This window comes from Streptomyces sp. VTCC 41912 (assembly GCF_045799175.1).
In the GTDB taxonomy this organism is placed as follows: Bacteria; Actinomycetota; Actinomycetes; order Streptomycetales; family Streptomycetaceae; genus Streptomyces; species Streptomyces albulus_C.
The window spans coordinates 102,241-127,750 of sequence record NZ_JBJMAB010000003.1; the positions used below are offsets into that span (position 1 = coordinate 102,241).

Here is a 25,510-nt window from a genome sequence, read left to right on the forward strand (position 1 = left end):
GTTCGCGCGTGGTCCGGCAGGGGCCGACGGGCCCTCAGCGCTTGGTGGTGCCGTTGAACAGCGCGCGCGACCAGACGTAGCCGACCAGGGAGATGGCGGCGCACCAGGCGAGCGCGAGCCAGCCGCTGTTGCCGATCTCCGAGCCGGAGAGCAGACCGCGCAGCGCCTCGGTCATCGGCGTGAAGGGCTGGTTCTCGGCGAACCAGCGCAGCCCCGGTGACATCGAGGCGGCCGGCACGAACGCCGAGCCGAGGAACGGCAGGAACTGGATGAGCAGCGGCTTGTTGCTCGCGGACTCGACGGTCTTGGAGAGCAGGCCGAGCGCGGTCGACAGCCAGGTCACCGCGAAGGCGATCGCCGCGAGCAGACCGGCGGCGGCGAGCCACTGGAGCGGCGTCGCCCGGGACCGGAAGCCGAGGGCCAGCGCGACGCCCACCACCAGCACGGTGCACGCCATGGTCTGGAGGACGCTGCCGATGACGTGTCCGGTCATGAACGACGAGCGGGTGATGTTCATGGTGCGGAAGCGGTTGATGATGCCCTCGGTCATGTCGGAGCAGACCGCGATCGAGGTCGACATCGAACCGGCCGCCACCCCCATGATGATGACGCCGGGCGTCAGGTACTCCAGATACGCGTCCCGTCCCCCGCCTCCCGGCAGTCCCGCGCCGATCGAGTCCCCGAAGGCGTAGACGAAGAGCAGCAGCATCAGGATCGGCATCACGGCGGTGCCGAACCCCACGGACGGGTAGCGGATCGCGTGCTTGAGGTTGCGCCGCAGCATCGTCATCGAGTCGTGCGCGGCGTGCGCGAGGGTGCTCATCGCTGGGTCTCCTTCACGGGGTGCGGGGTGCCGGTGCCGGTCAGGGCGAGGAACACGTCGTCCAGGTCGGGGGTGTGCACGGAGAAGTCCGCGGCCCGGATCCCGGCGGCGTCGAGCCGGTCCAGCAGGGCGCGCAGCGCGTCGAGGCCGCCGTCGCCGGCCACCCGCAGGGCGAGGCCCTCGTCGTCGCGGACCGCGCCGGGGAAGGCGACGACCGCGCGCTCGTACGCGGCGGGGTCGGTGAACCGCAGCCGGACGTGGCTGCCGGGGATCCGCGCCTTGAGCTCGTCGGCGGTGCCCTCGGCGACGATCCGACCGCCGTCGAGCACGGCGATCCGGTCGGCCAACTGGTCGGCCTCCTCCAGGTATTGGGTGGTGAGGAAGACGGTGGTGCCGCCCGCGACCAGCGCGCGCACGGTGTCCCACATGGTGCGGCGGCTGCGCGGATCGAGTCCGGTGGTCGGCTCGTCGAGGAAGATCACCTGCGGATCGCCGACCAGCGTCATCGCGAGGTCGAGCCGGCGGCGCATGCCGCCGGAGAAGGTCGCGGCCCGCTTCTGCGCGACGTCCGCGATCTCGAAGCGCCGGAGCAACTCCCGGGCGCGGGAACGCCCTTCACGCTTGCCCAGGCGCAGCAGGTCGGCCATGAGGAGCAGGTTCTCCTCGGCGGTGAGCAGGTCGTCGAGCGCGGCGAACTGCCCGGTGACGCCGATCGCGGCGCGCACCCCGTCCGGTGCGGCGGCCACGTCGTGGCCCGCGACGCGGGCCTGTCCGCCGTCGGCGGCGAGGAGCGTCGAGAGGATCTGCACGGTGGTGGTCTTGCCGGCGCCGTTGGGCCCGAGCAGCGCGAACACGGAACCGGCCGGGATGTGCAGGTCGATGCCGTCGAGCACGGTCTTGTCGCCGTAGGACTTGCGCAGCCCGGTGGCGGAGACGGCGACGGACGGCTGCGCACCCGAAGACGACCTTGGCGCGTTCATGACAGCAGCGGACATGGAGCCCTCCCGTTCGAAGGGTGAGGTTGGCTGGGACGTGAGAGGGGTGGGGTGGGGCGGGCGGGTCGGTGCTCAGGCCCGGGCGCGGCGGACGTCGATGTTGCCCCACTTGGTGCGGGCGCGGACCTCGACGGTCTCCTCGGCGTCGTTCGGGCTCTCGGACGCGGTGAGCGTGTTGCGCACCTGACCGGACTGGGAGCTGACGTCGAGCCAGGCGGCGGTGCCCTCGCGGACGCCCACCTCGATGGCGCCGTAGTTGGTCTCCAACTGGACCGTGCCGCGGGCGGCCTCGGCGATGCGCAGGGCGCCGTAGGCGGTGGTCGCGGTGACCGAGCCCTCGGCGCGGGCGACGTCGACGTCGCCGTGGGCACCGCTCACCCGCAGGTCACCGGTGACCGCGCCGACGCTCGTCGTGCCGTGCGAGTTCTTCAGGACGGCGGAGCCGTCGACGGTGCCGATGCGCAGGCTGCCGGAGCTGGTGGTGATCTCGGCCGCGCCCTCGACCCGGTCCACGGTCACGGACCCGTGCGACGCGGTCAGGTGCAGCGGCCCGGTGGAGTCGAAGCGCGCGTCGCCCGCGGAGGTCTTGACCCGGACCTCGCCGAGCCGGCCCTCGCCGAGCACCTGGGTCCAGGCGCCGGTCATGTCGACCCGCGAACCCGCCGGCAGCTCGACCGTCACGTCGACGACGCCGTGGCGCCCGATGCGGTAGCGCGGCCTGGGCGTCCGGATGGTCAGCACGCCGTTCGCGTAGGTGACCTCGGTCTGTTCGGCCGCCCGCACGTCCAGGTCCTTCTTCGGTTCGCGGGGGCGCACCTCGACGACGGTGTCGGTGCGGTCGCCCGCGGTGAACTGGAGGGAACCGGCCTCGACGTGGGCGACGGCGGCGATCGGCTCGGGGGTGTCGAAAGAAGGCATGGCTGTACCGTCCTCTTGGGTCGTGGAGTCGTCCCCGCTGGTGGGACGTGGTGTGGGTGGAGCGGGGTGCGTGGAGCGGGGCGGGCGGGCGCCGGCGCGGCTAGCGCACCCAGCCCGTGAAGCTCTGTCCGAGCGTGCGGGCCTTCTCCGCCGGGCGCCCCTGGCCGCCGCCGACCGCGGCCGAAACGGCACGCACCAGCCACGCGTTGACCGACAGGCCCTCCCGACTCGCGGCCTCCTCGGCACGCGCCTTGAGGTGGGCCGGCAGGCGCAGGTTGACGCGGGCGGTGCCGCCGTCGTCACCGTCGGCGGGGGCCGGGGCGCCGAGGGGTTCGACGGGCGCGATGGGCTGGGGGGCGGCGACGTCGGTGGGCGGCGGCGTCACCACGAAGTCGGGGTCGAGCCCGCGCAGCCGTACGTCGACGGAGCCGGGGGCGAGTTCGCGGGTGATCTCGTCCATCGCGGCGGAGAGCACGTTGAGCATCGTCAGCCGGGCGGCCGAGTCCAGCGGGGCGGTGAGCCGCTCGGCCAGCTCGCGGGCTTCGTCCCCTCCGGCTTCGGCGGCCACCGCGAGTTCACGGTGGAGGGAGTCGACATACGGCGTGAGGTCCATGACGTCATAGTGGCACCACGATGGCGCCACACGCAAGCCCTCATGGCACCGCACGTCGGGCGAGCACCACCGAAACGCCCCCGACCTGCGAAGACACAGAAAAAATCGCTACGCACCAGGGTGGCACCACAGACCCCCACCGCCCTTCGGGGCGCCACTTCGACACTGGGTGGCACCGAATGGCGCCAAGTGACGCCACGTGGCGCCAGAGGGTGCTGGAGGCCACATGGGGTGGGGCGGGGGCTGGCCTGCGGTTTTGCCGCGAAAACCCTGCGGACCAGGGAAAACTACGCTCGGTGGTTCTCACTGGTCCGCAGGGCTTTTCGGTGTGTTGTGCCCTGGGTGTGCCCGCGGACAGCACATCCGGATAGGGCGGGCCTGCCCCGCTGCGGTACGCACCCGGCGGGACAGTCGGCTGTCGAGGGAGATCGCGTTTCTTGGCTCGTTCAACAGCCTGGGGCCGGTCGTCCGCACCATGCCCCGCAGTGGCTGCCGGCTGGGGGGCGGCTCCGCCGGGCCGCCGGCGGTTGGGGTCGAGGTGGCGTACGTCGCCGTAGACGACCTGCGGGGCTCGTGGGGTCTGGCCGTACGGCCCGTGCACGCGTCACCGTGTCCCACGCTCCCCGGGCGGCGAGAGGACACGGCCTGTCTATGCGGCGGGGTTGAGTTCGGCTTGGCCGAACAGCAGGGCGTAGCCGCTGGGGAGTTGGTGGAGGATGCGGGTGATCAGGTCGGGGCCGGCGTAGGCGACGACGGCGGAGAAGACGGATCCGGTGTCCCAGCGGGTGGTGGCCATGGAGGCGCCGCGGCGGGCGGCGAGGTCCTTGACGAAGGCCCAGCCGGTCAGGGGCTGGGTGGCGGGGATCTGTGCGGTCAGGACGCGTGCGGCCTCCAGGGGCAGGCGGGCGGCCAGGTCGACGCGTTCGTTGCCGGTCAGCTGGCGGCCCAGCCCCGCAAGGACCAGGCGGACGGCTTCGTCGGCCTTCTCACGGGTGGGGTAGGCGCCTTCGTAGCGGACCTTCTCCAGCATCTGCTCATACGCCGCCCCGTACGGCTGCTGGTGCTCAAGCGGTCCGTGCACGTCGGTGATCACTGCGCTGCATGCCTTTCGTGGAGCCAGGGTCGGGTGATGCCGATGTGGCACCGAGGTGTGGGTCAGGTGGGCTGGGGGCGGCCGAAAAGGAGGTCGTAGCCGGCGGGGAGCTGGAGCAGGATCTGCCCCAGCAGGTCGTCGCCGGCCGTGTCGGCGACCGTGGACAGCACGGCGCTGACGTCCCAGGTCGCGGTCTGCTCGGTGGCGCCCTCGATCCAGGCCGCCGTCGCCCGCACGAACCGCTCCGGCGTGAGCGGTTCGGCGCTCTGGAGCGGGTTGAGCAGGATCAGGGCGAATCCCTCCGGCAGGCGGGCCGCGAGCTGGGCGCGGACCTCGCCGACCAGGTGCGCGCCGAGCAGGGCGAGCACTACCCGGGCCGCGCGTTCGGCTTCCTCCACGGTGCCGTACTCGCCGCGTTCGGTCACGTGGTCGAGGAACGCTTCGCGTCGCAGAGTCATCTCGTCCGCCGCCCCTTCTTCGAAACTGCCCAGGGGGTGCGGAGGGCGGGCTGAGGGGGATTTAGGGTGCCCGTCCTCCGCACCCGTCCGGCTGGTGTCAGCCGGAGATTTCCTTGTGGCCGGATCCGACGCCGATGGAGATCTTGCGGGGCTTGGCCCGCTCGGCGATCGGGATGCGCAGGGTGAGCACGCCCGCGTCGTAGTCGGCCGTGATGTGCTCGGTGTCGAGGGTGTCGGCGAGCATGATCTGGCGGGAGAAGGCACCCAGTGGCCGCTCGGACAGCTCCATCTGCACGTCGTCGCCCTTCGTCACCGGCCGACGCTCGGCCTTGACGGTGAGCATGTTCCGCTCGACGTCGATGTCGATCGCCTCGGCGGTGACGCCGGGAAGGTCGAAGGCCACCACGTACTGGTCGCCCTCGCGGTAGGCGTCCATCGGCATCGCCGACGGCTTCGACCAGGTACCCGGGCCCATCAGCTGCTGGGACAGCCGGTCCAGCTCACGGAAGGGGTCAGTGCGCATCAACATCGTGAAAACACCTCCAGCAGGTTCAGGCAGTTACTGCCAATGCGCCTCACTGACACCGTTGTAACATGTCATCCAATGGATGACAAACACGATGTCGTCGACATGATGACAGCTAGGGAGGTGCCCGTGACTCCAGCCAACCAGCCGTCCTCGTCCAGCACCGACGCCCACAGCCCGGCGTCGTTCCTCGCCGCCGCGGCGGCCCTCAACGCCATAGACGACGCCCTGCACACCGCCCGGCACGAGCCTCCCGACACCCCGGGCCCCGGGCCGGCCCCGGAGCAGGCCCTGGCCTCCCTGATGCTGCTGCGGCAGGTCCGCGAGCAGCTCGCCGGATGGGAGACCGGCCTGATCGAAACCGCCCGTGACGCGGGCGCCAGTTGGGCCGACCTCGCCCACCCCCTCGGCGTCGCCAGCCGCCAGGCCGCCGAGCGCCGCTACCTGCGCGGCCGTCCCGGCCCGGTGGGGACCACCGGCGAACAGCGTGTGACGGCCACCCGCCAGGCCCGCGCCGCCGAACGCACCACGTCCACCTGGGCCCGCGCCAACGCGGCCGACCTGCGCCGCCTCGCCGGTCAGATCACCGCACTCACCGACCTGCCCCCCGCGGCCCGACACCCGCTCAGGGAACTCCACGCGGCTCTCGCCCAGGACGACCCGACCGACCTCGTCGCCCCCCTGACCGCCACGCGCCCCCACCTGACCACCGCGCACCCCGACCTCGCCGCACGACTCGACGCCCTCACACCCCCCTGACCCCGCCCAGCGCGCACGCTTCTGTTCCACGGCCACCTCAAGCTCGTCCGGTCCACACGACGGCGGGGAAGGAACTCCAAGGCGCGACAGTGCGCTTACGGAGCCCGCGAGCCGAACGTGCAAGGTCGGACTGGACAGATACCGCTGTCACTGACCAACGCATTCCTCCACTGCCCAGCTAGCGCCGGCGCACGGATGCAGTGTCCGGGAGGAACGGACACCGACACCCAGCCGGCACACCACGCCGGTGATCGTTTGCGGTCACGGCAGTAGCTCCACCCGTCGAGGGAGACGTGAGGGCCGTCAGCCAGGTACCGGAGGCAGCGCAGCTCGTCCGTCCATGGCATGGATCGTGGTGGCGAGTCCGCACCGGCGTCCAGTGCTGTCAGGCGCCGTCATGGATCCAATCGCGGCCGGTCTGCCGGTAGTTCTCCACGGGGATCGGCGCGACGCCGGTTCGCATGCGGGTGGTGTACAGCAGCCCGTCGAGGTCGATCTCGTGATGGACGAGGCGGGCGAGTCCGCGTTCATACACGGTGGCCACGGTTTCGCCGGTCAGGGCCGTGGTCTCCACCGTGATCTCCAAGGGGCGTTGGACAAGCCCCCGCACAGGCCGCCCGTGAAGCGGGCGGCCACCCCCTCGTCGTCTACCTCCCCGCCGACCGGGAGGAACTGCTCCGGCGCCTCACCGAGCGCAACCAACGTGAGGACGCCAACGCCCTCACCGTGACCTCCGAAGCACTCGACGACTTCTTCGTCTTCGCCCCACCGGCCGAAGACGAAGAAGTGATCGTCTACACCGGAGAGCTGGACGAGTTCGTGGCCGCGCTGTCCTCTGCCAGGTCGAACTGAAGAAGCAGGCCGTGATCATCCGCGGCGCCGATCCGCAAGCCGTTCGCTGAGCACCATGGGCCGAATCAGCGCAGCTCAGCGGGTTTCAGCAGGCGATGGCCCACTTCCCATGCTCGACCACTCACGACGCCATCGGAAGCGCCGCGCCCTCCCGCCACTTGAGGATCTTGTCGAAGCTGACCACCGCGCCGGTCCGCCCGGTGCGGTTGCGGTACTGCACGTGGTCGGTGAGCGCCTCGATCAAAAAGAGCCCCCGGCCGTCCTCGGCGTATCCGGGGGCCTGCGCGGGGGCGGGGACGGGGACCGGCGGCAGCGCGCGGTCCGCGGCGGTATGGGGCGGGGCGGCGGGGCCGAAGCCGGGTCCGGAGTCGGTGACCTCGATGCGACAGGTGTCGCCGTCGATGTAGACGGTGACGCGGTAGTCGTCGGTGACGTCGCCCCCGTGCTCGACGGCGTTGGCGCACGCCTCGGAGAGGGCGACCGAGAGGTCGTAACAGATGTCCGGGTCGACGCCGGCGGTCTCCATCGCGCCCAGCAGCAGCCGTCGGGCGAGCGGCACGCTCGCGGCCTCCCGACGCAGGTGGAGGGACCACCAGATGCTCATCTCTCCCGCCTCCCGGCCACGGCTCGACATACCGATACCTATTGCCGGGCCGCAAGGTCGGTAAGCGTCTTCGGGACGTGATACCGCTCATTCGGCGGATGCGAAAAGTGAGCGCACAGGTGTAGGCGTGGTGCCGGGCGTGCGCCGCCGCGCGCCCGCTGCGGGACTCCGGACGCCTCTGGTGGGCGCCCCGTGAGCCGCCCGTGCGGGTAGCCGCTGAAACCCTGCCGTACGCGACGAACGGGGGCAGTGGGATGATGGCGCCCGCCATGACTGCCCCCTCCGTCCCCACAGCGCGGGCAGCCGCCGATCTGCGGCTGCTTCGGGCCGCGGTGTTCACCGCGGCCTGCGTCACGCTGTCCGCGGCCGGGCACATGGCCGCTTCGATGGCCGCGGTGCCGTTGTGGACGCTGGGGCTCGCCGCGGTCGCGGTGTTCGCGGTGGTGGCCCCGCTGGCCGGCCGGGAGCGCTCGCTGCCGGGGATCGCGGCCGGACTGGCCGTCGGACAACTGGCGCTGCACGCGCTGTTCGCGATGGGCCAGCACCCGATGCCGGCCCTGTCCGGGCGGGCCTCCGGCCTCTCCGACGAGGCCGCGGTGGCACTGGCCCGGCACCTGACGTGCGGGCTGGAGGGCGTCCGGCTCGACGGCGGCACGGCACGGCAGTTGCTCGGCCCCGGCGGCCTGGAACTGGCCGGCAACGCCGGGCTGATCGGCGCCGGCGGGCACCCGACGGGCGGGGCCGGCGCGCCGATGATGGCGGGCTGCCTGGCCCCGTCGCTGCCGATGCTGCTCGGGCACCTGCTCGCCGCGCTCGGCCTCGGCCTGTTGCTGCGGCGCGGCGAGGCCGCGCTGTGGCGGCTGGTGCGGCTGTCCGCTCCGGCGGCGCGCGAGGTCGCGGCCCGGGCGCTGGTCGGCGCGGTGCGCCGCTCGCTCACGCTGGTCCGGGCGCTGCTCGCGGCGCTCGGCGCGGCGCAGGAGGAGGGCCGGCGCGCCCTCTCGACGCACGGGGACGCGCCCGGTCCGCGGGACCCGGCGCTCCAGCACAGCGTCATACGACGCGGCCCGCCGTCGGCCGACCGCCTGGCCCTCGCGGCCTGACGCCACGCGCAGCACGCTCCCGAGGAACCCCCGAGGACCACGACGGACCACGGGGAGGGACGGCGGCGCGCGGCGGCCGTGCGTCCCGAGGCCGGGCACCGCACCACGTCACCCCGCAGTCGTTTCCTCCCTTCTCCTCGTGGAGCGTCCACATGACCAAGAAGTCCGGTATGTCAGAGATTTCGGGCGGCGCGTCGTCCTCGGCGCGGCGCCTGGCCCGCCGGCTCCCCGTCGTCGGCGGGATCGCGGCCGGCAGCGTGCTGCTGCTGGCCGGCCCGGCCTTCGCGCACGTCACCGTGCAGCCCGGCACCGCCCCCAAGGGCGGCTTCGCCACCGTCAACATCAAGGTGCCGAACGAGCGCGACGACGCCTCGACGGTGAAGGTCGAGGTCTCCCTGCCGACCGACCACCCGCTGACGTCCGTCATGCCGCAGCCGGTGCCCGGCTGGAAGGTCGACATCACCAAGTCCAAGCTCGCCAAGCCCGTCGAGATGGAGGGCGAGAAGGTCAACGAGGCCCCCTCGAAGATCACCTGGACCGCGGACGGCAAGGGCATCGAGCCGGGGCAGTTCCAGCAGTTCCCGCTCTCGGTCGGCCAGTTGCCCAGCGACACCGACCAGCTCGTCTTCAAGGCCCTCCAGACGTACGACAACAAGGAGGTCGTGCGCTGGATCGAGCCGGCCAAGCCCGGCGGCCCGGAGCCGCAGAACCCGGCGCCGGTGCTCAAGCTCACCGCGGCCGACGCCCAGGACCCGGCGGACGGCAAGAGCGGCGCCAAGGGCGACGCCACGGCCGCCCCGGCGTCCACCAGCGACACCACGGCACGGGTGCTGGCCGTCGGCGGGATCGTCGTCGGCATCGTCGGCGTCGCGTTCGGCGTGCTCGCCGGCCGTCGCCGCAACGCCTGATCCGCACCCCGCGACCGGACCCGGTCGGACCGGCGCGCCCCACGCGCCGGTCCGGCACCCTCCGGTACGCACCCGTCGATCCGAGAACACCTGACACCCACCGGCCCAGCGCCACGGAAATACCAGGACACACTCGTCATGCGTAGAAGAAAACTGCTGCTGTCCGCCCTGGGGGCGGCCGCCGCACTCGGCCTGACCCTGACCGCCTGCGGTTCCGGCGACGGCTCCGACCAGCCCGTCGCCCAGGTCTCCGGCGGGACGGCGGCCAAGCCGATCGTCACCCTCGACAGCCCGATGGAGAAGCCGGACCTCAGCCTCACCGACTCCGACGGCAAGCCCTACGACCTGCTGGAGAAGACCAAGGGCCACCCCACCCTGATCTACTTCGGCTACACCAACTGCCCGGACGTCTGCCCGACGACCATGGCCAACATCGCGGTCGCGGTGAAGCAGCTGCCGGCGGCCGAGCGCAGCGACCTGCGGGTGGTCTTCGTGACCTCCGACCCGGAGCGCGACACGCCCGCCCAGCTCAGGAAGTGGCTCGGCGGCATCAACAAGGACTTCATAGGGCTCACCGGCCCGTTCAACAAGATCCAGCAGGCCGCCCGCAGCGTGAACATCGGCATCGAGGCGCCGGTCAAGAAGAAGAACGGCGACGTGGTCTCCACCCACGGCGCCCAGGTCCTGCTGAGCTCCCCCAAGGACGACAAGATCCACTGGATGGGGATGCAGGAAGCCACCTCCGACAACTACACCGCCGCACTTCCTAAGATCATCAAGGGACAGAACCCGTGACCCGCCGCACCGCCCCCCGCGCCCGCCTCGCCCCCGTCAGCCGCCGCATAGCCATCGGCTCCGCGTTCGCCCTCACCGCCGGTCTCGCCCTCGCGGGCTGCGGCGGCGGGGACGGCAAGCCCCAGCTCTCGGTCAGCGGCGCCTACATGCCGCAGCCGGTCACCCAGGACATGGCCGGCGCCTACTTCGTGATCAAGAACGACGGCTCCACCGCCGACAAGCTGACGTCCGTCACCAGTGACCTGTCCAAGGACATCAGCATCCACAAGACCACCGGCAACAAGATGGAGCAGGTCAACTCGCTGCCGGTGCCCGCGGGCGGGGAGCTCACGCTCAGCGCCGGCGGCAACCACCTGATGTTCATGGGCCTGACCCGCAAGCCCACCGCGGGCCAGAAGGTCACCGTCGAGCTGCACTTCGCCACCGCCGACCCGGTCAAGGTCGAGGTCCCGGTGAAGCCCGCCGACTACCGACCGCAGAAGTGACGGTCTCCGCCGCACCGCGGACACCGTGAGAGGAGGGCCCGGCGACGGGCCCGGCGAAGGAAACGGACACCTCATGCCAACGGGAAGGGGAGCGAGCACCATGGTCCTCACCGGCTTCCGGCCGCGACGGCTGCTGGTCGTCGTGGCGGTGCTGTTCGGCGTGCTGGCCGCCGGCGTCGCGCCGGCCGCCGCGCACGCCGCGCTGACCGGCAGCGACCCCGCGCAGGGCTCGGTGGTGGCACACGCCCCCGAGCAGGTCGCGCTCACCTTCTCCGAGGGTGTGGCGATGGGGAACGACTCGCTGCGCGTCCTGGACCCGCAGGGCAAACGGGTGGACCGCGGCAAGCTGCGCAACCTGTGCAGCGGGAGCGTCGTCAAATACGGCGCGGGGCTCCCGCCGGGGCTCCCCAACGGGACGTACACCGTCGCCTGGCAGGCGATCTCGGCGGACAGCCACCCGGTGTCCGGTGCCTTCACCTTCTCCATCGGGGCGCCGTCCAAGACCGCCGCCGCCGTTCCCCAGCAGCAGGTCGGCGGCGGCCTGGTGGGCGCGCTCTACGAGATCGCCCGCTATCTCGCCTACGCCGGGTTCGTGCTGCTGGTCGGCGGCGCGGCCTTCGTGGTGGCGTGCCGGCCGGCCGCCGCCCGGGTGCGGTCCGTGCAGCGCCTGGTGGTCCGCGGCTGGGCGCTGCTGACCGGCGCCACGCTGGCGATGCTGTTGCTGCGCACCCCGTACACCGGCTCCGGCAAGCTCGCCGACGTCTTCGACTTCGGCGGGCTCCAGCAGGTGGTGATGAGCAAGCCGGGGGCCGCGTTGCTGTCCCGGCTGCTGCTGCTCGCCGCGGCGGCGTTGTTCGTGGCGGTGCTGTTCGGCGCGTACGCCCGGCTCCACGCACCGGTCGGCACGGACGCCGACGGCACCGACGGCACCGACGGCACCGGTGAGGCTGAGGACGCCGAAGACGCCGAAGACGCCGAAGACGCCGAAGACGCCGAGGACACCGCCAAGCGGCGCAAGGACCTCACGTTCGGGCTCGCGGCGGGCGGCACGGTCCTCGCCGCGGGGCTGGCCACCACCTGGGCCATCGCCGAGCACGCCTCGACGGGGCTCCAGCCGGCCGTCGCGGTGCCCGTCGACGTGCTGCACCTGCTCGCGGTCGCCGCCTGGCTCGGCGGTCTGGCGGCCCTGCTGGTCTCCCTCTACTGGGGGCCGCCGGTCGAGCGGACCGCCGTCCGGCGCTTCTCCCGGGTGGCCTTCGGCTCCGTGCTGGTGCTGGTCGCCACCGGCACCTACCAGTCGTGGCGCCAGGTCGGCTCCTGGCACGCGCTGACCGACACCTCCTACGGGCAACTGCTGCTGGTCAAGGTGGGGCTGGTCGCGGTGATGGTGGCCGTCGCTGGGCTCTCCCGCCGCTGGACGGGCCGGCTGACGGCCGCCGCCCAGGGCGCGAACCGCACGGACCGCACGGAGCGCACGGACCGCACGGATGGCACGGATGGCACGGATGGCACGGATGGCACGGAGCCCACCGCCGCCCCGGCCGCCGCGCAGGACACCTCAGCCCCCTCGGGCACCGAAGACGCGCCGGCGGCGGACACGGCCGGTTCCGGCGGCCCCGCCGACCCGGCCCGGGTCGCCCAACTGGCGCGCCAGCAGGCCGCGTTGACCACCGCGCGGAAGAAGCGGATCCGGGACGCCGACCCGGTGCGGCGGGGGCTGCGGCGGTCGGTCCTGACCGAAGCCGCCGTCGCGGTGCTGCTGCTCGCGGTGACCACCGCCCTGACCACCACCGAGCCGGCCCGTACCGCGGAGGCCGTCAAGGCCGCCTCGGCCGACCGGTCCCCCGACGCCAACCAACCGCGCGTGCTGAACGTCCCGTTCGACACCGGCGGCGCGGACGGCAAGGGCACCGCCCGACTCGACCTCGACCCCGGGCGCAGCGGCGGCGGCAACGAGCTGCGGCTGCGGATCGCCGACCCGTCCGGCAAGGCCCGGGACGTCCCCCAGGTGGAGGTCTCCTTCACGCTCGGCGCCAAGAAGCTGGGGCCGCTCCCGGTCGCGCTCCGGCACAGCGGCACCGGCCACTGGACCGCGAGCGGCGTCCAACTCCCGGTCCCGGGACGGTGGCAGCTGTCACTGCTCGTGCGGACCTCCGACTTCGACCAGGTGACCGAGACCAGGAACGTGACGATCGACTGATGAGCAAGCAGCAGGACGCCACCGCCACCCCGCCAGACGACGCCCCCCGCACCCGATCCGCGCCGGCCGCGGACGGCACCGCCCCGCAGCTGTCCCGCCGCCGCCTCCTGGGGACCGTCGGCGCGGCCGGCGCGGCCGGGCTGGTCGTCGGCGGGGCCGGCGGCGCGCTCGGTGCCTCGGCCGCGCAGGGCGACGCCCCGGCGGCGCTGACCACGATCGGGTCGACCGAGGTCCCGTTCCGCACGGCGGGCGCCAAGCACCAGGCCGGCATCACCACCCCGCTCCAGGCCAGCGGCCACCTCGTCGCCTTCGACCTGGCGCCCGGCGCCGGCCGCACGGAGGCCGCCGCGCTGCTGCGCCGCTGGTCGCAGACGGCCCGGGAGCTGATGGCCGGGCGCACCCCGCAGGCCGACACCGACGTGGCGCGGGACGCCGGCCCTTCGTCGCTGACCGTCACCTTCGGGTTGGGCCACGGCTTCTTCGACCGGACCGGCCTGACCGCGCGCCGCCCGGTCCAGCTCGACCCGCTGCCCGCCTTCTCCAACGACGCCCTCGACCCCCGGCGCTCCGACGGCGACCTGTGGATCCAGGTCGGTGCCGACGACGCGCTGGTCGCCTTCCACGCCCTGCGCGCGCTGCAGAAGGAGGCGGCGGGGGCCGCCCGGCTGCGCTGGCAGATGAACGGCTTCAACCGCACGCCGGGCGCCACCGCGCACCCGATGACCGCCCGCAACCTGATGGGCCAGGTCGACGGCACCAACAACCCCAAGCCGTCCGACCCGGACTTCGACCGGCGGATCTTCGTCGGCGCGGACACCGCGCAGGAGTGGATGCGCGGCGGCTCGTACGCGGTGGTGCGCCGGATCCGGATGCTGCTCGACGACTGGGAGAAGCGCCCGCGCACCGAGCAGGAGCGGGTCATAGGCCGGCGCAAGGACAGTGGCGCCCCGCTGACCGGCGGCACCGAGACCACCCCGATGAAACTGGACGCCACCGGCCCCGACGGGCTCCCGGTCATCCCCGCCAACGCGCACGCCCGGATCGCCGCCCCGGAGGCCAACCAGGGCGCGGCGCTGCTGCGCCGTCCGTTCTCCTTCCACGACGGCTTCCGCGACGACGGCGCCCCGGACGCCGGGCTGCTCTTCGTCTGCTGGCAGGCCGACCCGCTGCGCGCCTTCACCCAGATCCAGCGGAAGCTGGACCGCGGCGACGCGCTGTCGCCGTTCCTGCGGCACGAGGCCAGCGGTCTGTACGCGGTGCCGCCGGCGCCCTCGGACGGCGACTACGTGGCCCAGCCGCTGCTGGAGGGCTGAGCGGGTCGGTCGGGCCCACTCTTCGGAACGCGTCCGCCCGCCGCCGGCCCGCTCGGTATCGTGGCAGGGGCAGGGGGAAAGACAGCGGGGCGCTCCCGCGAGCACATGAGGGAGTCCACTCCATGTCGGCCAGTCGCTATACGTATCTCGGTCCCGCGGGCACCTTCACCGAGGCCGCCCTGCGCACCCTGCCCGAGGCGGCGACCCGGGAGCTGGTGCCGATGGTGTCGGTGCCGGCCGCGTTGGACGCGGTCCGGGCCGGGGAGGCCGCGGCGGCGCTGGTGCCGATCGAGAACTCCGTCGAGGGCGGGGTGACCACCACCCTCGACGAACTGGCCTCCGGCGAACCGCTGATGATCTACCGCGAGGTGCTGCTGCCGATCGCCTTCGCGCTCCTGGCCCGCCCGGGGACGGCGCTGGCCGACGTGAAGACGGTGACCGGGCACCCGGTGGCGCAGCCCCAGGTCCGCAAGTGGCTGGCGGCCCAACTCCCGGACGCGGTCTGGGAGTCGGCGGCCTCCAACGCGGACGGTGCGCGGCTGGTCCAGGAGGGCCGCTACGACGGCGCGTTCGCCGGTGAGTTCGCGGCCGCGACGTACGGGCTGGAGCCCCTGGTCGCCGGCATCCACGACGCGCAGAACGCCGCCACCCGCTTCGTGCTGGTCGGCCGCCCGGCCCGGCCGGCGTCGCCCACCGGTGCGGACAAGACCTCGGTGGTGCTGTGGCTGGCTGCCGACCACCCCGGTGCGCTGCTGGAACTGCTCCAGGAGTACGCGGTCCGCGGGGTCAACATGATGCGGATCGAGTCCCGGCCGACCGGTGAGGGCATCGGCCGCTACTGCTTCTCGGTGGACTGCGAGGGTCACGTCACCGACCGGCGGGTGGGCGAGGTCCTGATGGGCCTCAAGCGGGTCTGCCGCGACGTGCGGTTCCTCGGCTCGTACCCGCGGGCGGACGAGGTCACCGCCACCGTCCGGCCGCAGGTGACCGATACGGCGTTCACCGCGGCGTCGGATTGGCTGGCGCGCTGCCAGGACGGCCGGGGCTGAACCCAGCCACCCCTCCTGCCCCTCAGGTCACGGGCTGTGACCTGCGCCTTCGGCGGGGCCGGCGGCGCCGTTCCGGTACGCCGTCCCAGGAGCCTCCGCAGTTGTCCACAAAGTTATCCACAGGGTCGCTTCTCGACCTGTGGGTAAGTCGACATCCGAGTCGGACAGAGTCGACATATCACCCTAGTGACCACACACCCCTCCACAGCCGCCCACAGTGGATCACCGTGCGCCCCGTCAGCACAATTCCCGTAACCAATCCTTTAGGGCGAGGTAATCCCACACGAAAGAGTGCGTGAACGGGGTTTGGACCAAGAATCCATAGGTGAGCATTTCGGGCACAGAATGATCAATTCCGGCTTCCACAGATCTCACACACAGCCTGTGGATAAGAATCCGCAACCCCCTCCCCCCTGTGGACAACCCGGTGGGCAACCTGGGGACCACATCGGGCCGGCCACCGGAAGCCAGGAATCCGCCGCCGTGAATGCCCCTTTTCGCGGCAAGAACCGGGAATTCCGCAGGGCCTTACGATGCGTTACGAAGCGACCTTCGAGAAGGCGCGCGGGGTCGATTCCCTGCCACGGAATAAATAACCGCAAAACGGGCAAATGGCCGCACCCGCGAATATCACGTCGAGGGCCGGCTGCCGGCCCCGGTAGCCTGGTGGGGTGATTGACCTTCGCCTGCTCCGTGAGGACCCCGACCGTGTTCGCGCCTCCCAGCGCGCCCGTGGAGAGGACGTCGCACTCGTCGACGCACTCCTCTCCGCCGACGAGCGGCGCAGGTCGTCCGGCGTCCGCTTCGACGAGCTGCGCTCCGAGCAGAAGGCGCTCGGCAAGCTCATCCCCAAGGCCAGTGGCGACGAGAAGGCCGAGCTGCTGAAGAAGGCCGGCGAGCTCGCCGCCGCCGTCAAGGCCGCCGACGCCGAGCAGGACGAGGCCAAGGAAGAGACCCAGGCGCTGCTGCGCAAGCTGGGCAACATCGTCCACCCCGACGTCCCGGTGGGCGGCGAGGAGGACTTCACGGTCCTGGAGACGCACGGCACCGTCCGCGACTTCGCCGCCGAGGGCTTCGCCCCGAAGGACCACCTGGAGATCGGCGAACTGCTCGGCGCCATCGACGTCGAGCGCGGCGCCAAGGTCTCCGGCTCGCGCTTCTACTACCTCACCGGCGTCGGCGCCCTGCTGGAGCTGGCGCTGGTGAACGCCGCCATCGCGCAGGCCACCGAGGCCGGCTTCACGCCGATGCTGACCCCCGCACTGGTGCGCCCGCGCGCCATGGAGGGCACCGGCTTCCTCGGCCAGGCCGCCGAGAACGTCTACCACCTGGAGCGCGACGACTTCTATCTGGTCGGCACCTCCGAGGTCCCGCTCGCCGCGTACCACATGGACGAGATCGTCGACGCGGAGCAGCTGCCGCTGCGCTACGCCGGGTTCTCGCCGTGCTTCCGCCGCGAGGCCGGCACCTACGGCAAGGACACCCGCGGCATCTTCCGGGTCCACCAGTTCGACAAGGTGGAGATGTTCTCCTACGTCGCGCCGGAGGACGCCGAGGCCGAGCACCGGCGCCTGCTGGAGTGGGAGAAGCAGTGGCTGACCGGCCTGGAGCTGCCGTTCCAGGTGATCGACGTCGCCACCGGCGACCTGGGCGCCTCCGCCTCCCGCAAGTTCGACTGCGAGGCGTGGATCCCGACCCAGGGCAAGTTCCGCGAGCTGACCTCGGCGTCCAACTGCGACGAGTTCCAGGCCCGCCGCCTCTCGGTCCGGATGCGCGAGACCGTCGACGGCAAGCCGAAGGTCAAGCCGCTGGCGACGCTCAACGGCACGCTCTGCGCCGTCCCGCGGACCATCGTGGCGATCTTCGAGAACCACCAGCAGCCCGACGGCTCGGTCCGCGTCCCCGAAGTGCTCCGCCCCTACCTGGGCGGCCGTGAGGTACTGGAGCCCGTCACCAAGTGAGCTCCTCAGCCCCGGCGGGTTCGCCGCTGCCGTACAAGCTCATCGCGACGGACCTCGACGGGACGCTGCTGCGCCACGACGAGTCCGTCTCCGCACGCACCCGCCAGGCGCTCGCCGCGGCCACCGCGGCGGGCGCGGCGCACATCGTCGTCACCGGTCGGGCGGTGCCCTGGACCCGGCACATCCTCGACGCCCTGGACTACCAGGGCCTGGCGGTGTGCGGACAGGGCGCGCAGGTCTACCACGCCGGTGAACGGCGGCTGCTGACGTCGGTGACGCTGGACCGCCAGCTGGCCGGCCTCGCGCTGTCCAAGATCGAGGCGGAGGTGGGCCCGCTCCACCTGGCGGCGAGCCGCGACGGCCTGGCCGGCGAGGTGCTGGTCGGCCCGGGCTACCAGGTCCAGGAGGGCCCGCTGCCCAACGTCCTGATCGACGATCCGGGCGAGCTGTGGGCCGCGCCGCTGAACAAGGTCTACATACAGCACCCGACGCTGGACGACGACGCGCTGGCCCGCGCCGCCCGCCAGGTCGCCGGGGACCTGGTCGGCGTCATGGTCGCCGGGCCCCGCATCGTCGAGCTGCTGCCGCTGGGGCTGACCAAGGCCACCGGGCTCTCGCTGGCCGCCCGCCGCCTGGGCATCACCGCCAAGGAGACCCTGGCGTTCGGCGACATGCCCAACGACATCCCGATGTTCGCGTGGGCCGCGCACGGCGTGGCGATGGCCGGCGCCCACGACGAACTCAAGGCCGTGGCCGACGAGATCACCGCCTCCAACGAGGACGACGGGGTCGCGCTGGTGCTGGAGCGGCTCTACTCCTGACGCCCGGGCGGGGGCGGCGGCCCGGCCCCGTCCCCGGCCCCGGCCGCGCCTCCGCTGTCGTCCCCCGCCGCCACGTCGGACGGCCCCACCCGTGCCGCCGGCGTCAGCGGCCAGCACGCGAACCCCATGGTCAGTGCTATGGCGTGGCCGAAGTCGGTGAAGGTCGCGCCGGTCGCCAGCGGCACCCCGAAGAAGGCCAGCAGGCCGACGAGGTAGCCGTAACGCCAGGGCGACGGCAGTCGGTAGGTCAGCACACCGGCCGCGGCGGCCAGTCCGTAGGAGACGCCGATGTCCACCACGTGGGTCATCGAGCGCGGCAGTTGGTGGCCCTCGATGGCGAGCAGCACCAGTTCCTGGCTGGCCAGGGTGGCCGCGACGTGCGCCGCGCCGACGGTCAGCAGCCAGCGCCAACTTCCCATCCAGCGCTCGACGTTGGCGTGCACCAGCTCGAACATCACCGCGTAGAGCAGGAACGACCCCGGCTGCTCGATCCAGAACCCGCTGATCAGCAGCGAGGGCACCGGATGCTCGTTCAGCTCGTGGATGTTGCTGCTGGTGCGGTGCAGGAGGAACTGCTCCAGCCCCTCGGAGGCCGAGGCGATCACCAGGCTGGTGATGCCGATGATCAACAGCCAGATGTGGGTGCCGGGCGTGGAGCGCACCCAGTCCAGCACCCAGTTCCACGCCCGGCGGGCCGGGGCGGCGAGGGGTGGGGTCATCGACGGCTCCTCGGGACGGCGGGGCCGACCGCGACGTACGGGCCGGGCCCCTTGACGTGCCGGATCCGCGGCGCGCTCTCCATGGTCCGCACGCCCGGCAGCGCCGCGACCCGGGTCGTCAGGTAGGTGTAGAGCGCGCCGGTGTCCCGGCACAGGACGGACGCGAAGAGGTTGTGCGGGCCGGTGGTGGCGCCGGCGAAGGCGACCTCCGGATGGGCCGCCAACGCCGCGCCGGTGGCGGCGAGTTCGGCCGGTGCGACGGACAGCCACAGGGCGACCATCACCCCGTACCCGAACAGCCGCAGGTCGTAGTCGACGTCGTAGTACAGCACGCCGTCGGCGCGCAGCGCCTCCAGTCGGCGGCGGACCGTGGTGGGCGACCAGCCGGTGGCCGCGGCGAGGTCGGCGAGCGGGGCCCGGCCGTCCCGGCCCAGCGCCTCGAAGAGCCGCCGGTCGGCGTCGGAGAGCACCACCGGTTCGGCCGGCGGGCCGGGAAGGGGGTCCCCGGTGCTCGGACGGAAGTGGGACCGCGGGGGAGGCGGGCTCAACCGGGCGGCCTCCTCGTCGGTCAGCGCACCGGACTTGCTGATCATGCTCTGCGGGCCGCCGTAGAACTCGTGCAGCAGGCAGTGGGCGGTCACGCCGACGACGCGCGGGGTGCGCGGCAGCTTCTGGAGCAGCAGCGTGTCGCTGTGCTCGCTGCTCCCCGACCGGCAGACCGCGGAGATCTCGGTGCCGCCGGACATCAGGCTGACCCAGGAGGTGTCCGGGCGGCGGGCCAGCGCCTCGGCGACCGACACCGCGGCGTCCGGCGCGCACTGCACCCGCACCAGCCACTCCACCTCGCCCAGCGCCCGCGGCTCGGCCAGGCCCAGCACCCGGAGCCCGCCGGAGCCGCGGTGGCGGGCGTAGCGCCGGGCGACCGTCTGGTCGGAGACTCCGAGGACCTCGGCGATCCGGCTGAAGGGGGCGCGACCGTCGGTCTGGAGGGCGTGGATCAGTCGCCGGTCGAGGTCGTCGAAGGGCGCCGGCTGGCCGGCGCTGCCGTCGGTTTTCACCGTTGGAGGCTAACCCGTGTCGGATTGCACCGCCGGGAACGCCGTGGCTGGGGAAGCGGGCGGGGTGCGGCGCAGAGTGGTACCCCGGCCGGGCGTCTGCCCGGCCACGTACGTGAGCGCACCATCCAACGGAGGACAGGACCATGCGGTACGCACCCGGGCAGGCGCCCGACGGGAGCGACGGCCACGGCAGAGCGCGCGGGAAGTGGTGGCCCCTGGTGGCCATCACCCTCGGCAACTTCATGCTGCTGGTCGACGTGACGATCGTGAACACCGCGCTGCCCCGGATAGCCGACGGCCTGGGCGCCTCCTTCTCCTCGCTCCAGTGGGTGATGGACAGCTACGCGCTGGCGCTGGCCGCGCTCCTGATGGTGGCGGGCTCGGCGGCCGACCTGTACGGCCGGCGCCGGCTCTACATCGGCGGGCTGGCGCTCTTCGCGCTCGCCTCGCTGGCCTGCGGGCTGGCCCCCGGCGCGGACCTGCTGGTCGCGGCCCGGGTCGTGCAGGGCATCGGGGCGGCGGCGATGTTCGCCACCAACACCCCGCTGCTGATGGCCGCCTACCAGGGCCGGGACCGCGGGGTGGCGTTCGGCGTCTGGGGCGGCACCAGCGGCGCGGCGGCCGCGGTCGGCCCGGTGCTGGGCGGAATGCTCACCGAGTGGACCGACTGGCGGGCGATCTTCCTGGTCAACCTGCCGCTGACGGCGATCGCCATCTGGCTGACCCTGCGCCACGTCGGCGAGTCCTACGGCGACCGGGGCGCGCGGATCGACTGGCCGGGCGCCGGGTCGTTCACGTTGTGCGCGGGCGCGCTGACCTACGGGCTGATGCGCGGCGGCGAGCACGGGTGGACCGAGACCGGGACGCTGGTGGCGTTGGCGGTCGCCGCGCTGGCCCTGCTGGTGTTCGTGGTCGTCGAGCGGCGGACCGCCGGGCCGCTGTTGGACCTCCGGCTGCTGCGCCGCCCGTCGTTCGCGGTGCTGATGCTGGCGGCGCTGCTCATGCAGGCGGCGGCCTTCCCGTACCTGACGTTCGTCGGGCTGTGGACGCAGGACGTGCTCGGGCTGAGCCCGATCGGGGCCGGGCTCGCGGTGACGCCGATGGCGCTGATGTCGCTGCTGGTCGGCGTGTTCGGCGGCCGGGCGCTCCAGCGGCTCTCTCCCCAACTCCCGCTCGGCATCGGTGTGTTGCTGATCGGCGCGGGGGCGCTGCTGCACGTCGCGCTGCTCGGCTCGGGTGCGAGCTGGCCGGCGCTGGTGCCCGGTCTGGCGGTGAGCGGGCTCGGCATCGGTGCGGCGATGCCGGTGCTGGTGTCGGCGGCGCTCGGCGCGGCCCCGCCGCAGCGGGCCGGGATGGCGAGCGGCGCGGTGAACACCTTCCGCCAGCTCGGGTTCGCCTTCGGGATCGCGGTCCTGGGGACGGTCTTCGGCACCGCCCTGCGGGACTCCGGGGCCTCCTCCGGCGGTCGGGCCGCGCTCGCCGACGGCTACCTCTCGGGGCTGCGGGACATCACGCTGCTCTCCGGCCTGGCGGCGCTCGCCACCGGCCTGCTGGTCCTCGCCGTGGTCCGGCGCGCTCCGCGGACGGACGGCGGACGGCCGGGCGGCGCGCCCTCGGGTGCGCCGTCGAGCGCCGACGGTGCGTCCGGTACCGGCGGCGCGGAGCACGACGACGCCCGGTCGCGCTCGGAGGCGCCGGCGGGGGCGTGACGCCGACGGCCCGTACGGGCGGCACCGCATGGGCGGCGCCGTACGGGCGGGTCGGCACCCGGAACCGTACGGCCGTCCACGGTTCCGGGTTGCCGCCCAGGGCCCTGCGACGATCGTCCCGGGGGCGCAGACCCAAGTCAATCCTCGGGTTTCCTTCCAAACTCCTTAGCCATGGCTTGGGTTGCCGGTCAGCCGCGCGCTAGCGTGGCCGGGTGACCCTCGACGATCTGCGCGCCTTCGTGGCCGTCTGCGAGGCGGGCAGCCTCAGCGCCGTCGCCCGCGACCTCGGCTGCACCCAGTCCGCCGTCAGCCAGCGCGTCAGGCGCCTCGAACGGGAGGCCGGCATCGGCCTGTTGGAGCGCCGGCCGCGCGGCGTCGCGCCGACCGCCGCGGGCCGCATCCTGCACCGCGCCGCCGCCGACGGCCTGGGCGGACTGGACCTGGCGCTGCGCCGGCTGGCCGACATGCGGCGGGGCGACGGCGGGACGGTCCGGGTCACCACCGGGGCCACCACCGTCCGGCACTTCATGTCGGACGCGGTGGTCGCCTTCCGGCACCGGCATCCGCACGTCAACCTGGAGTTCCACACCGAGAGTTCCAGCCGCCGCTGCTTCGAGGCGGTCGCGGACGGCGACTCCGAACTGGCCTGGATCACCATCGGCCCGCCCGTGCGGGGCATCGAGCAGCACCCGGTGATCGGCCTGCCGTGGGTGCTCGCGGTCCGCGCCGACGATCCGCTCGCCGCCCGCGACCACGTCGCACCGGACGAACTGGCCGGCCTCCGCCTCGTCCGGCTGCCGGAGAACTCCACCTCCCGGATGCGCCTCGACGGGCACCTCGGCCACCAGGAGGGCGCCCCGGCACCGGCCCCCGCCGTCCCCGGGCCCAGCACCACCAGCGTCGCCGATTGGGACACCGCGCTGCTCCTCGCCGAACTCGGCGTCGGCCCCGCCGTCGTCCCGCGCCTGCCCGGCGACCGCGCCACCGCCGACCATCCGGGCCTGCGGCTGGTGCCGATCCCGGCGCTGCCACCGCTGACGACCGGGTGGGCGGTGCGCCAGTGGGCGGCGCTCAGCCCGGCCGCCGTGGAGTTCGCCGGGACGGTGAACCGGTGCCTGGTCGACGGCGCGCCGCCCGCCGGGCACCGGTCACCGACCGCGGATCCCGACGCCGAGGCCACGGCCGTCGGCGCCGTCCCCGGGCCCCGGCCTCAGGCCCGGACGACCGGTTCCTGAATCTCGGTGACCCACTGCTCCTGGTCGTCCGGGCACTCCAGGTACAGCTCCCGGGCGTACCCTGCCGAGCGGTAGCCGTTGCCGTCGATCCCGTGCGCGAGGGCCCGCGCGCTCGGCACGATCCGGCTCATCGGGCCGCGGTGGACGACCGTCGCGGCCAGGTCGAGCCCGGGCAGCGTGACGGTGTCGAAGCCGAGCCCGGCGCCGTCCTCGCCGCGCCGCACGGCCCTCGCCAGTTCCTCCCGGCCGATCGCGACCCCGGCGTGCACCAGCACCGCGTCCCCCGCGCCCAGTGGAGTGGTTCCCACAGTGTCAAGGTCGAGGACGGCCGCAACCCCACGGAGGGGGTGACCACTTCGGTCACGGTCCGTTGCCCGTCCGGGACCGCTCCGCGACCGGATCGCGCCACCGTCCGACGGGCCCCGGCCACCGGCGGCAGCATCGCGTCAAGTCCGGTCCGCTAACCGTCAACGAAGCGTCATGGAGCCACGGGGTGCCCCCCGCACCGGGCATAGCGTCTGTGCCGAGCCCCGGCGCACACGCAGTCCACTGGTCCGGGGCGCCGTCCCGTCGAGGAGCAACGCCGTGTCCCACCATCTCCACGCGGAAGACCCCGAGCCTGCTGATCGCGTCCCGGCCGGGCCTCTCTTCGTCCCCGTCCGGCCGGGACCCGCGGGCTGCACCGCCCGCCTGTTCCGCACCCCCCTCGGCGGCCGCACCGCCGTCGGCTTCACCTCACCGCAGCGGCTGGCCGAGGTCCTCGGCGGCGGCCAGCCCTGGGTGCGGCTCTCCGAGCCCGCGCTGCGCGCACTGGCCGAACCCCTCGGCGCGGCCACCGTGACCGTCGATCCGCGCTTCACCCCCGGCGTCGCGCGGGACGGCAGGCGCCCGGCCGACGCCGCCGGGCGCGCACCGCAGTTCACCCCGGACGCCGCGGGCGATCCGCGGTTCGCACGGGACGTCCCCAGGGACCCGCGCCTGGCTCCCGACGTCCGCCGCGAACCGTGCTTCGCCCCGGGAATCCCCCGGGGCTCCCGGAACACCCAGCTACGGGCCGTCTGAGGAGGGGCACCCACCATGACCCACACGACCCTGCCCCGGACCACCGAGACCCCCCGGCCCCCGCGGACCGCGCCGCCGGCCCCCGACGCGACGGCCCTGCACCCGGCACCCTCGCCGTCCCCGGGCGACGGCCCGGACGAACTCGCCATATGGCCCGCGTCGACCCTGCCGCTCCCCGAGGACGACCTCTCCATCGGCGGCGTCGCGCTGACCGAACTCGCCGACCGCTTCGGCACCCCCGCCTACGTCCTGGACGAGGACGAGGTCCGCCGCCGCTGCCGCACCTACCTGCGCGCCTTCCCCGACACCGACGTCTACTACGCGGCCAAGGCGTTCCTGTGCCGCGCCATGGCGCACTGGGTCGCCGAGGAGGGCCTGGGCCTGGACGTCTGCTCCGCCGGCGAACTGGAACTCGCGGTCACCACCGGCTTCCCGCCGGAGCGGATCGTGCTGCACGGCAATGCCAAGAGCCCGGCCGACCTGCGGGCCGCGCTCCGGCTCGGCGTCGGCCGGATCGTCATCGACAGCACCTCCGAGATCGCCCGGCTGGCCGCCGCGGTCCCGGCGGACAGCCGGCAGAAGGTGCTGATCCGGGTCGTCCCCGGGATCGCCGCCGGCGGCCACGCCAAGATCCGCACCGGCACCGACGACCAGAAGTTCGGGCTGTCCCTCACCGACGGCTCCGCACAGCACGCGATCACCCGCGTCCTGGGCCAGCCGCGCCTCGAACTCGTCGGCCTGCACTGCCACTTGGGCTCCCAGATCACCGCCGTCAAGCCGTACCTCTCGGCCGTGCGGCGCCTGGTCGGCCTGCTGGCCCGGGTCCGCGAGCAACACGGCATCACCCTGCCCGAACTGGACCTGGGCGGCGGACACGGCGTGGCCTACCTGCCCGGCGAGCCCGCCCTCGACGTGGTCGGACTCGCCACCAAGGTCCGCGCCGAACTGGCCGGCAGCTGCGCGGCGGCCGGCCTTCCCGTGCCCCGGCTGGCCGTCGAACCGGGCCGCGCCATCGCCGGCCCCGCGGGCGTCGTCCTCTACCGGGTGCTGTCCGTCAAGCGCACCGGCTCCCACACCTTCGTCGCGGTGGACGGCGGGATGAGCGACAACCCGCGGCCCGCGCTGTACGGGGTGCGCTACGCGCCACGGCTGGTCGGGCGCCGCTCGGCGGTGCCGACCGAACCGGTGACCGTCGTCGGCCGGCACTGCGAGGCGGGCGACATCCTCGCCTCCGACGTCCACCTGCCCGGCGACGTCCGTCCCGGTGACCTGCTCGCCGTCCCCGTGGCCGGCGCGTACCACCTGTCCATGGCCTCCGGGTACAACCTCGTCGGGCGACCGCCGGTCGTCGCGGTGACCTCTGGCCACGCCCGGCTGCTGGTCCGCCGGGAGTCCCTGGCGGACATCCAGGAACGCGACATCGGCCTCTGACCGGCCGGGCACGGACTCAGGGC

General features: G+C 73.3%; 27 protein-coding genes. 15 read left to right on the forward strand and 12 right to left on the reverse strand.

Translation table 11 applies throughout. The features are described 5' to 3' along the window. Positions 1–34: 34 nt before the first annotated feature. From ACJ6WD_RS05865 to ACJ6WD_RS05895, 7 genes are all read right to left on the reverse strand, one after another. Positions 35–823 carry an ABC transporter permease gene (locus ACJ6WD_RS05865; protein WP_407615249.1) on the reverse strand — a complete coding sequence of 263 codons (789 nt, stop codon included), beginning with the start codon at positions 821–823 and terminating at the stop codon, positions 35–37. Continuing rightward, positions 820–1,818 (reverse strand): ATP-binding cassette domain-containing protein, encoded by a 999-nt coding sequence (locus ACJ6WD_RS05870; protein ID WP_407615250.1) that lies wholly within the window; start codon positions 1,816–1,818, stop codon positions 820–822. The genes ACJ6WD_RS05865 and ACJ6WD_RS05870 overlap by 4 nt, the downstream gene beginning before the upstream one ends. Before the next feature lie 72 nt (positions 1,819–1,890). After that, the gene (locus ACJ6WD_RS05875) at positions 1,891–2,736 is read right to left on the reverse strand and encodes a DUF4097 family beta strand repeat-containing protein (protein ID WP_233657327.1); all 846 of its coding nucleotides are present in this window, start codon (positions 2,734–2,736) and stop codon (positions 1,891–1,893) included. 100 nt (positions 2,737–2,836) lie between these two features. Next, the gene (locus ACJ6WD_RS05880; protein WP_376439246.1) at positions 2,837–3,349 is read right to left on the reverse strand and encodes a hypothetical protein; all 513 of its coding nucleotides are present in this window, start codon (positions 3,347–3,349) and stop codon (positions 2,837–2,839) included. Positions 3,350–3,998: 649 nt separating this feature from the next. Further along, on the reverse strand, positions 3,999–4,442 hold the full coding sequence (locus ACJ6WD_RS05885; protein WP_407615251.1) for a DUF2267 domain-containing protein: 444 nt from the start codon (positions 4,440–4,442) through the stop codon (positions 3,999–4,001). Positions 4,443–4,504: 62 nt separating this feature from the next. After that, positions 4,505–4,900 (reverse strand): DUF2267 domain-containing protein, encoded by a 396-nt coding sequence (locus tag ACJ6WD_RS05890; protein WP_233657324.1) that lies wholly within the window; start codon positions 4,898–4,900, stop codon positions 4,505–4,507. A gap of 97 nt (positions 4,901–4,997) precedes the next feature. Next, positions 4,998–5,429 (reverse strand): Hsp20/alpha crystallin family protein, encoded by a 432-nt coding sequence (locus ACJ6WD_RS05895; RefSeq protein WP_233657323.1) that lies wholly within the window; start codon positions 5,427–5,429, stop codon positions 4,998–5,000. Positions 5,430–5,555: 126 nt separating this feature from the next. Between ACJ6WD_RS05895 and ACJ6WD_RS05900 the strand changes: the two genes are divergently transcribed. Further along, complete coding sequence (locus ACJ6WD_RS05900; RefSeq protein ID WP_233657322.1) at positions 5,556–6,185, forward strand: type III effector protein; 630 nt, start codon at positions 5,556–5,558, stop codon at positions 6,183–6,185. 385 nt (positions 6,186–6,570) lie between these two features. Here the strand turns inward: ACJ6WD_RS05900 and ACJ6WD_RS05905 are convergent, their stop codons facing one another. Beyond that, positions 6,571–6,771 carry a hypothetical protein gene (locus ACJ6WD_RS05905; protein ID WP_331249356.1) on the reverse strand — a complete coding sequence of 67 codons (201 nt, stop codon included), beginning with the start codon at positions 6,769–6,771 and terminating at the stop codon, positions 6,571–6,573. Between the two features lie 140 nt (positions 6,772–6,911). Between ACJ6WD_RS05905 and ACJ6WD_RS05910 the strand changes: the two genes are divergently transcribed. Beyond that, the gene (locus ACJ6WD_RS05910; protein WP_267952428.1) at positions 6,912–7,037 is read left to right on the forward strand and encodes a hypothetical protein; all 126 of its coding nucleotides are present in this window, start codon (positions 6,912–6,914) and stop codon (positions 7,035–7,037) included. Between the two features lie 121 nt (positions 7,038–7,158). Here ACJ6WD_RS05910 and ACJ6WD_RS05915 read toward each other — a convergent pair whose 3' ends face one another. After that, positions 7,159–7,641 carry an ATP-binding protein gene (locus ACJ6WD_RS05915; RefSeq protein WP_233657320.1) on the reverse strand — a complete coding sequence of 161 codons (483 nt, stop codon included), beginning with the start codon at positions 7,639–7,641 and terminating at the stop codon, positions 7,159–7,161. A gap of 269 nt (positions 7,642–7,910) precedes the next feature. On the opposite strand from ACJ6WD_RS05915, the gene ACJ6WD_RS05920 reads away from it, so the two are divergent. The 9 genes from ACJ6WD_RS05920 to ACJ6WD_RS05960 all read left to right on the forward strand — a co-directional run bounded on the left by ACJ6WD_RS05920 (position 7,911) and on the right by ACJ6WD_RS05960 (position 18,273). Beyond that, positions 7,911–8,741 carry a hypothetical protein gene (locus tag ACJ6WD_RS05920; RefSeq protein WP_331249357.1) on the forward strand — a complete coding sequence of 277 codons (831 nt, stop codon included), beginning with the start codon at positions 7,911–7,913 and terminating at the stop codon, positions 8,739–8,741. A gap of 170 nt (positions 8,742–8,911) precedes the next feature. Then, on the forward strand, positions 8,912–9,649 hold the full coding sequence (locus ACJ6WD_RS05925; protein ID WP_233657318.1) for a YcnI family protein: 738 nt from the start codon (positions 8,912–8,914) through the stop codon (positions 9,647–9,649). 138 nt (positions 9,650–9,787) lie between these two features. Next, on the forward strand, positions 9,788–10,444 hold the full coding sequence (locus tag ACJ6WD_RS05930; RefSeq protein WP_233657317.1) for an SCO family protein: 657 nt from the start codon (positions 9,788–9,790) through the stop codon (positions 10,442–10,444). After that, entirely contained in the window at positions 10,441–10,929 is a 489-nt protein-coding gene (locus ACJ6WD_RS05935; protein WP_016573588.1) for a copper chaperone PCu(A)C, read from the forward strand. The genes ACJ6WD_RS05930 and ACJ6WD_RS05935 overlap by 4 nt, the downstream gene beginning before the upstream one ends. 100 nt (positions 10,930–11,029) lie before the next feature. Next, positions 11,030–13,129: a copper resistance protein CopC gene (locus ACJ6WD_RS05940; protein WP_407615319.1), complete on the forward strand. Its 2,100-nt coding sequence runs from the start codon at positions 11,030–11,032 to the stop codon at positions 13,127–13,129. Beyond that, complete coding sequence (gene efeB, locus ACJ6WD_RS05945; RefSeq protein WP_331249358.1) at positions 13,129–14,442, forward strand: iron uptake transporter deferrochelatase/peroxidase subunit; 1,314 nt, start codon at positions 13,129–13,131, stop codon at positions 14,440–14,442. Before ACJ6WD_RS05940 ends, efeB begins: the two co-directional genes overlap by 1 nt. Before the next feature lie 122 nt (positions 14,443–14,564). Further along, complete coding sequence (pheA, locus tag ACJ6WD_RS05950; protein WP_233657315.1) at positions 14,565–15,491, forward strand: prephenate dehydratase; 927 nt, start codon at positions 14,565–14,567, stop codon at positions 15,489–15,491. A 671-nt stretch (positions 15,492–16,162) separates the two neighbouring features. After that, positions 16,163–17,452 (forward strand): serine--tRNA ligase, encoded by a 1,290-nt coding sequence (gene serS, locus ACJ6WD_RS05955; RefSeq protein WP_233657314.1) that lies wholly within the window; start codon positions 16,163–16,165, stop codon positions 17,450–17,452. After that, positions 17,449–18,273 carry an HAD family hydrolase gene (locus ACJ6WD_RS05960; protein ID WP_233657313.1) on the forward strand — a complete coding sequence of 275 codons (825 nt, stop codon included), beginning with the start codon at positions 17,449–17,451 and terminating at the stop codon, positions 18,271–18,273. Before serS ends, ACJ6WD_RS05960 begins: the two co-directional genes overlap by 4 nt. On the opposite strand, the gene ACJ6WD_RS05965 is transcribed toward ACJ6WD_RS05960, so the two are convergent. Both ACJ6WD_RS05965 and ACJ6WD_RS05970 read right to left on the reverse strand, forming a co-directional pair. Next, complete coding sequence (locus ACJ6WD_RS05965) at positions 18,264–18,992, reverse strand: rhomboid-like protein (protein WP_233657312.1); 729 nt, start codon at positions 18,990–18,992, stop codon at positions 18,264–18,266. The two genes, ACJ6WD_RS05960 and ACJ6WD_RS05965, sit on opposite strands and share 10 nt — an antisense overlap. Then, entirely contained in the window at positions 18,989–20,050 is a 1,062-nt protein-coding gene (locus tag ACJ6WD_RS05970; protein ID WP_233657311.1) for an Lrp/AsnC family transcriptional regulator, read from the reverse strand. The genes ACJ6WD_RS05965 and ACJ6WD_RS05970 overlap by 4 nt, the downstream gene beginning before the upstream one ends. Before the next feature lie 143 nt (positions 20,051–20,193). On the opposite strand from ACJ6WD_RS05970, the gene ACJ6WD_RS05975 reads away from it, so the two are divergent. Together ACJ6WD_RS05975 and ACJ6WD_RS05980 are read left to right on the forward strand one after the other, a co-directional pair. Next, positions 20,194–21,759: an MFS transporter gene (locus tag ACJ6WD_RS05975; protein WP_407615252.1), complete on the forward strand. Its 1,566-nt coding sequence runs from the start codon at positions 20,194–20,196 to the stop codon at positions 21,757–21,759. A gap of 212 nt (positions 21,760–21,971) precedes the next feature. Beyond that, a complete protein-coding gene (locus ACJ6WD_RS05980; RefSeq protein ID WP_331249361.1) occupies positions 21,972–22,994 on the forward strand; it encodes a LysR family transcriptional regulator in 1,023 nt (340 codons plus the stop codon). Here ACJ6WD_RS05980 and ACJ6WD_RS05985 read toward each other — a convergent pair. Then, positions 22,970–23,302, reverse strand: coding sequence for a hypothetical protein (locus ACJ6WD_RS05985; RefSeq protein WP_374206783.1), 333 nt, complete (start codon positions 23,300–23,302; stop codon positions 22,970–22,972). The genes ACJ6WD_RS05980 and ACJ6WD_RS05985 overlap by 25 nt on opposite strands. 277 nt (positions 23,303–23,579) lie before the next feature. On the opposite strand from ACJ6WD_RS05985, the gene ACJ6WD_RS05990 reads away from it, so the two are divergent. Then, positions 23,580–24,056, forward strand: a complete 477-nt coding sequence (locus ACJ6WD_RS05990; protein ID WP_407615253.1) for an SAV_915 family protein — start codon at positions 23,580–23,582, stop codon at positions 24,054–24,056. 15 nt (positions 24,057–24,071) lie between these two features. Then, a complete protein-coding gene (lysA, locus tag ACJ6WD_RS05995) occupies positions 24,072–25,487 on the forward strand; it encodes a diaminopimelate decarboxylase (protein ID WP_233657307.1) in 1,416 nt (471 codons plus the stop codon). The last annotated feature ends 23 nt before the right edge of the window (positions 25,488–25,510 follow it).

Excerpts from the sequence above, each read along its gene's own strand:
- ACJ6WD_RS05870 (WP_407615250.1), bottom strand. The coding sequence starts at position 1,818 with ATGTCCGCTGCTGTCATGAACGCGCCAAGGTCGTCTTCGGGTGCGCAG.
- ACJ6WD_RS05930 (WP_233657317.1), top strand. The coding sequence starts at position 9,788 with ATGCGTAGAAGAAAACTGCTGCTGTCCGCCCTGGGGGCGGCCGCCGCA.
- lysA (WP_233657307.1), top strand. The coding sequence starts at position 24,072 with ATGACCCACACGACCCTGCCCCGGACCACCGAGACCCCCCGGCCCCCG.
- ACJ6WD_RS05965 (WP_233657312.1), bottom strand. The coding sequence starts at position 18,992 with ATGACCCCACCCCTCGCCGCCCCGGCCCGCCGGGCGTGGAACTGGGTG.
- ACJ6WD_RS05880 (WP_376439246.1), bottom strand. The coding sequence starts at position 3,349 with ATGGACCTCACGCCGTATGTCGACTCCCTCCACCGTGAACTCGCGGTG.
- ACJ6WD_RS05925 (WP_233657318.1), top strand. The coding sequence starts at position 8,912 with ATGTCAGAGATTTCGGGCGGCGCGTCGTCCTCGGCGCGGCGCCTGGCC.
- ACJ6WD_RS05940 (WP_407615319.1), top strand. The coding sequence starts at position 11,030 with ATGGTCCTCACCGGCTTCCGGCCGCGACGGCTGCTGGTCGTCGTGGCG.
- pheA (WP_233657315.1), top strand. The coding sequence starts at position 14,565 with ATGTCGGCCAGTCGCTATACGTATCTCGGTCCCGCGGGCACCTTCACC.
- ACJ6WD_RS05915 (WP_233657320.1), bottom strand. The coding sequence starts at position 7,641 with ATGAGCATCTGGTGGTCCCTCCACCTGCGTCGGGAGGCCGCGAGCGTG.
- efeB (WP_331249358.1), top strand. The coding sequence starts at position 13,129 with ATGAGCAAGCAGCAGGACGCCACCGCCACCCCGCCAGACGACGCCCCC.
- ACJ6WD_RS05895 (WP_233657323.1), bottom strand. The coding sequence starts at position 5,429 with ATGTTGATGCGCACTGACCCCTTCCGTGAGCTGGACCGGCTGTCCCAG.
- ACJ6WD_RS05865 (WP_407615249.1), bottom strand. The coding sequence starts at position 823 with ATGAGCACCCTCGCGCACGCCGCGCACGACTCGATGACGATGCTGCGG.
- ACJ6WD_RS05975 (WP_407615252.1), top strand. The coding sequence starts at position 20,194 with ATGCGGTACGCACCCGGGCAGGCGCCCGACGGGAGCGACGGCCACGGC.
- ACJ6WD_RS05875 (WP_233657327.1), bottom strand. The coding sequence starts at position 2,736 with ATGCCTTCTTTCGACACCCCCGAGCCGATCGCCGCCGTCGCCCACGTC.
- ACJ6WD_RS05920 (WP_331249357.1), top strand. The coding sequence starts at position 7,911 with ATGACTGCCCCCTCCGTCCCCACAGCGCGGGCAGCCGCCGATCTGCGG.
- ACJ6WD_RS05890 (WP_233657324.1), bottom strand. The coding sequence starts at position 4,900 with ATGACTCTGCGACGCGAAGCGTTCCTCGACCACGTGACCGAACGCGGC.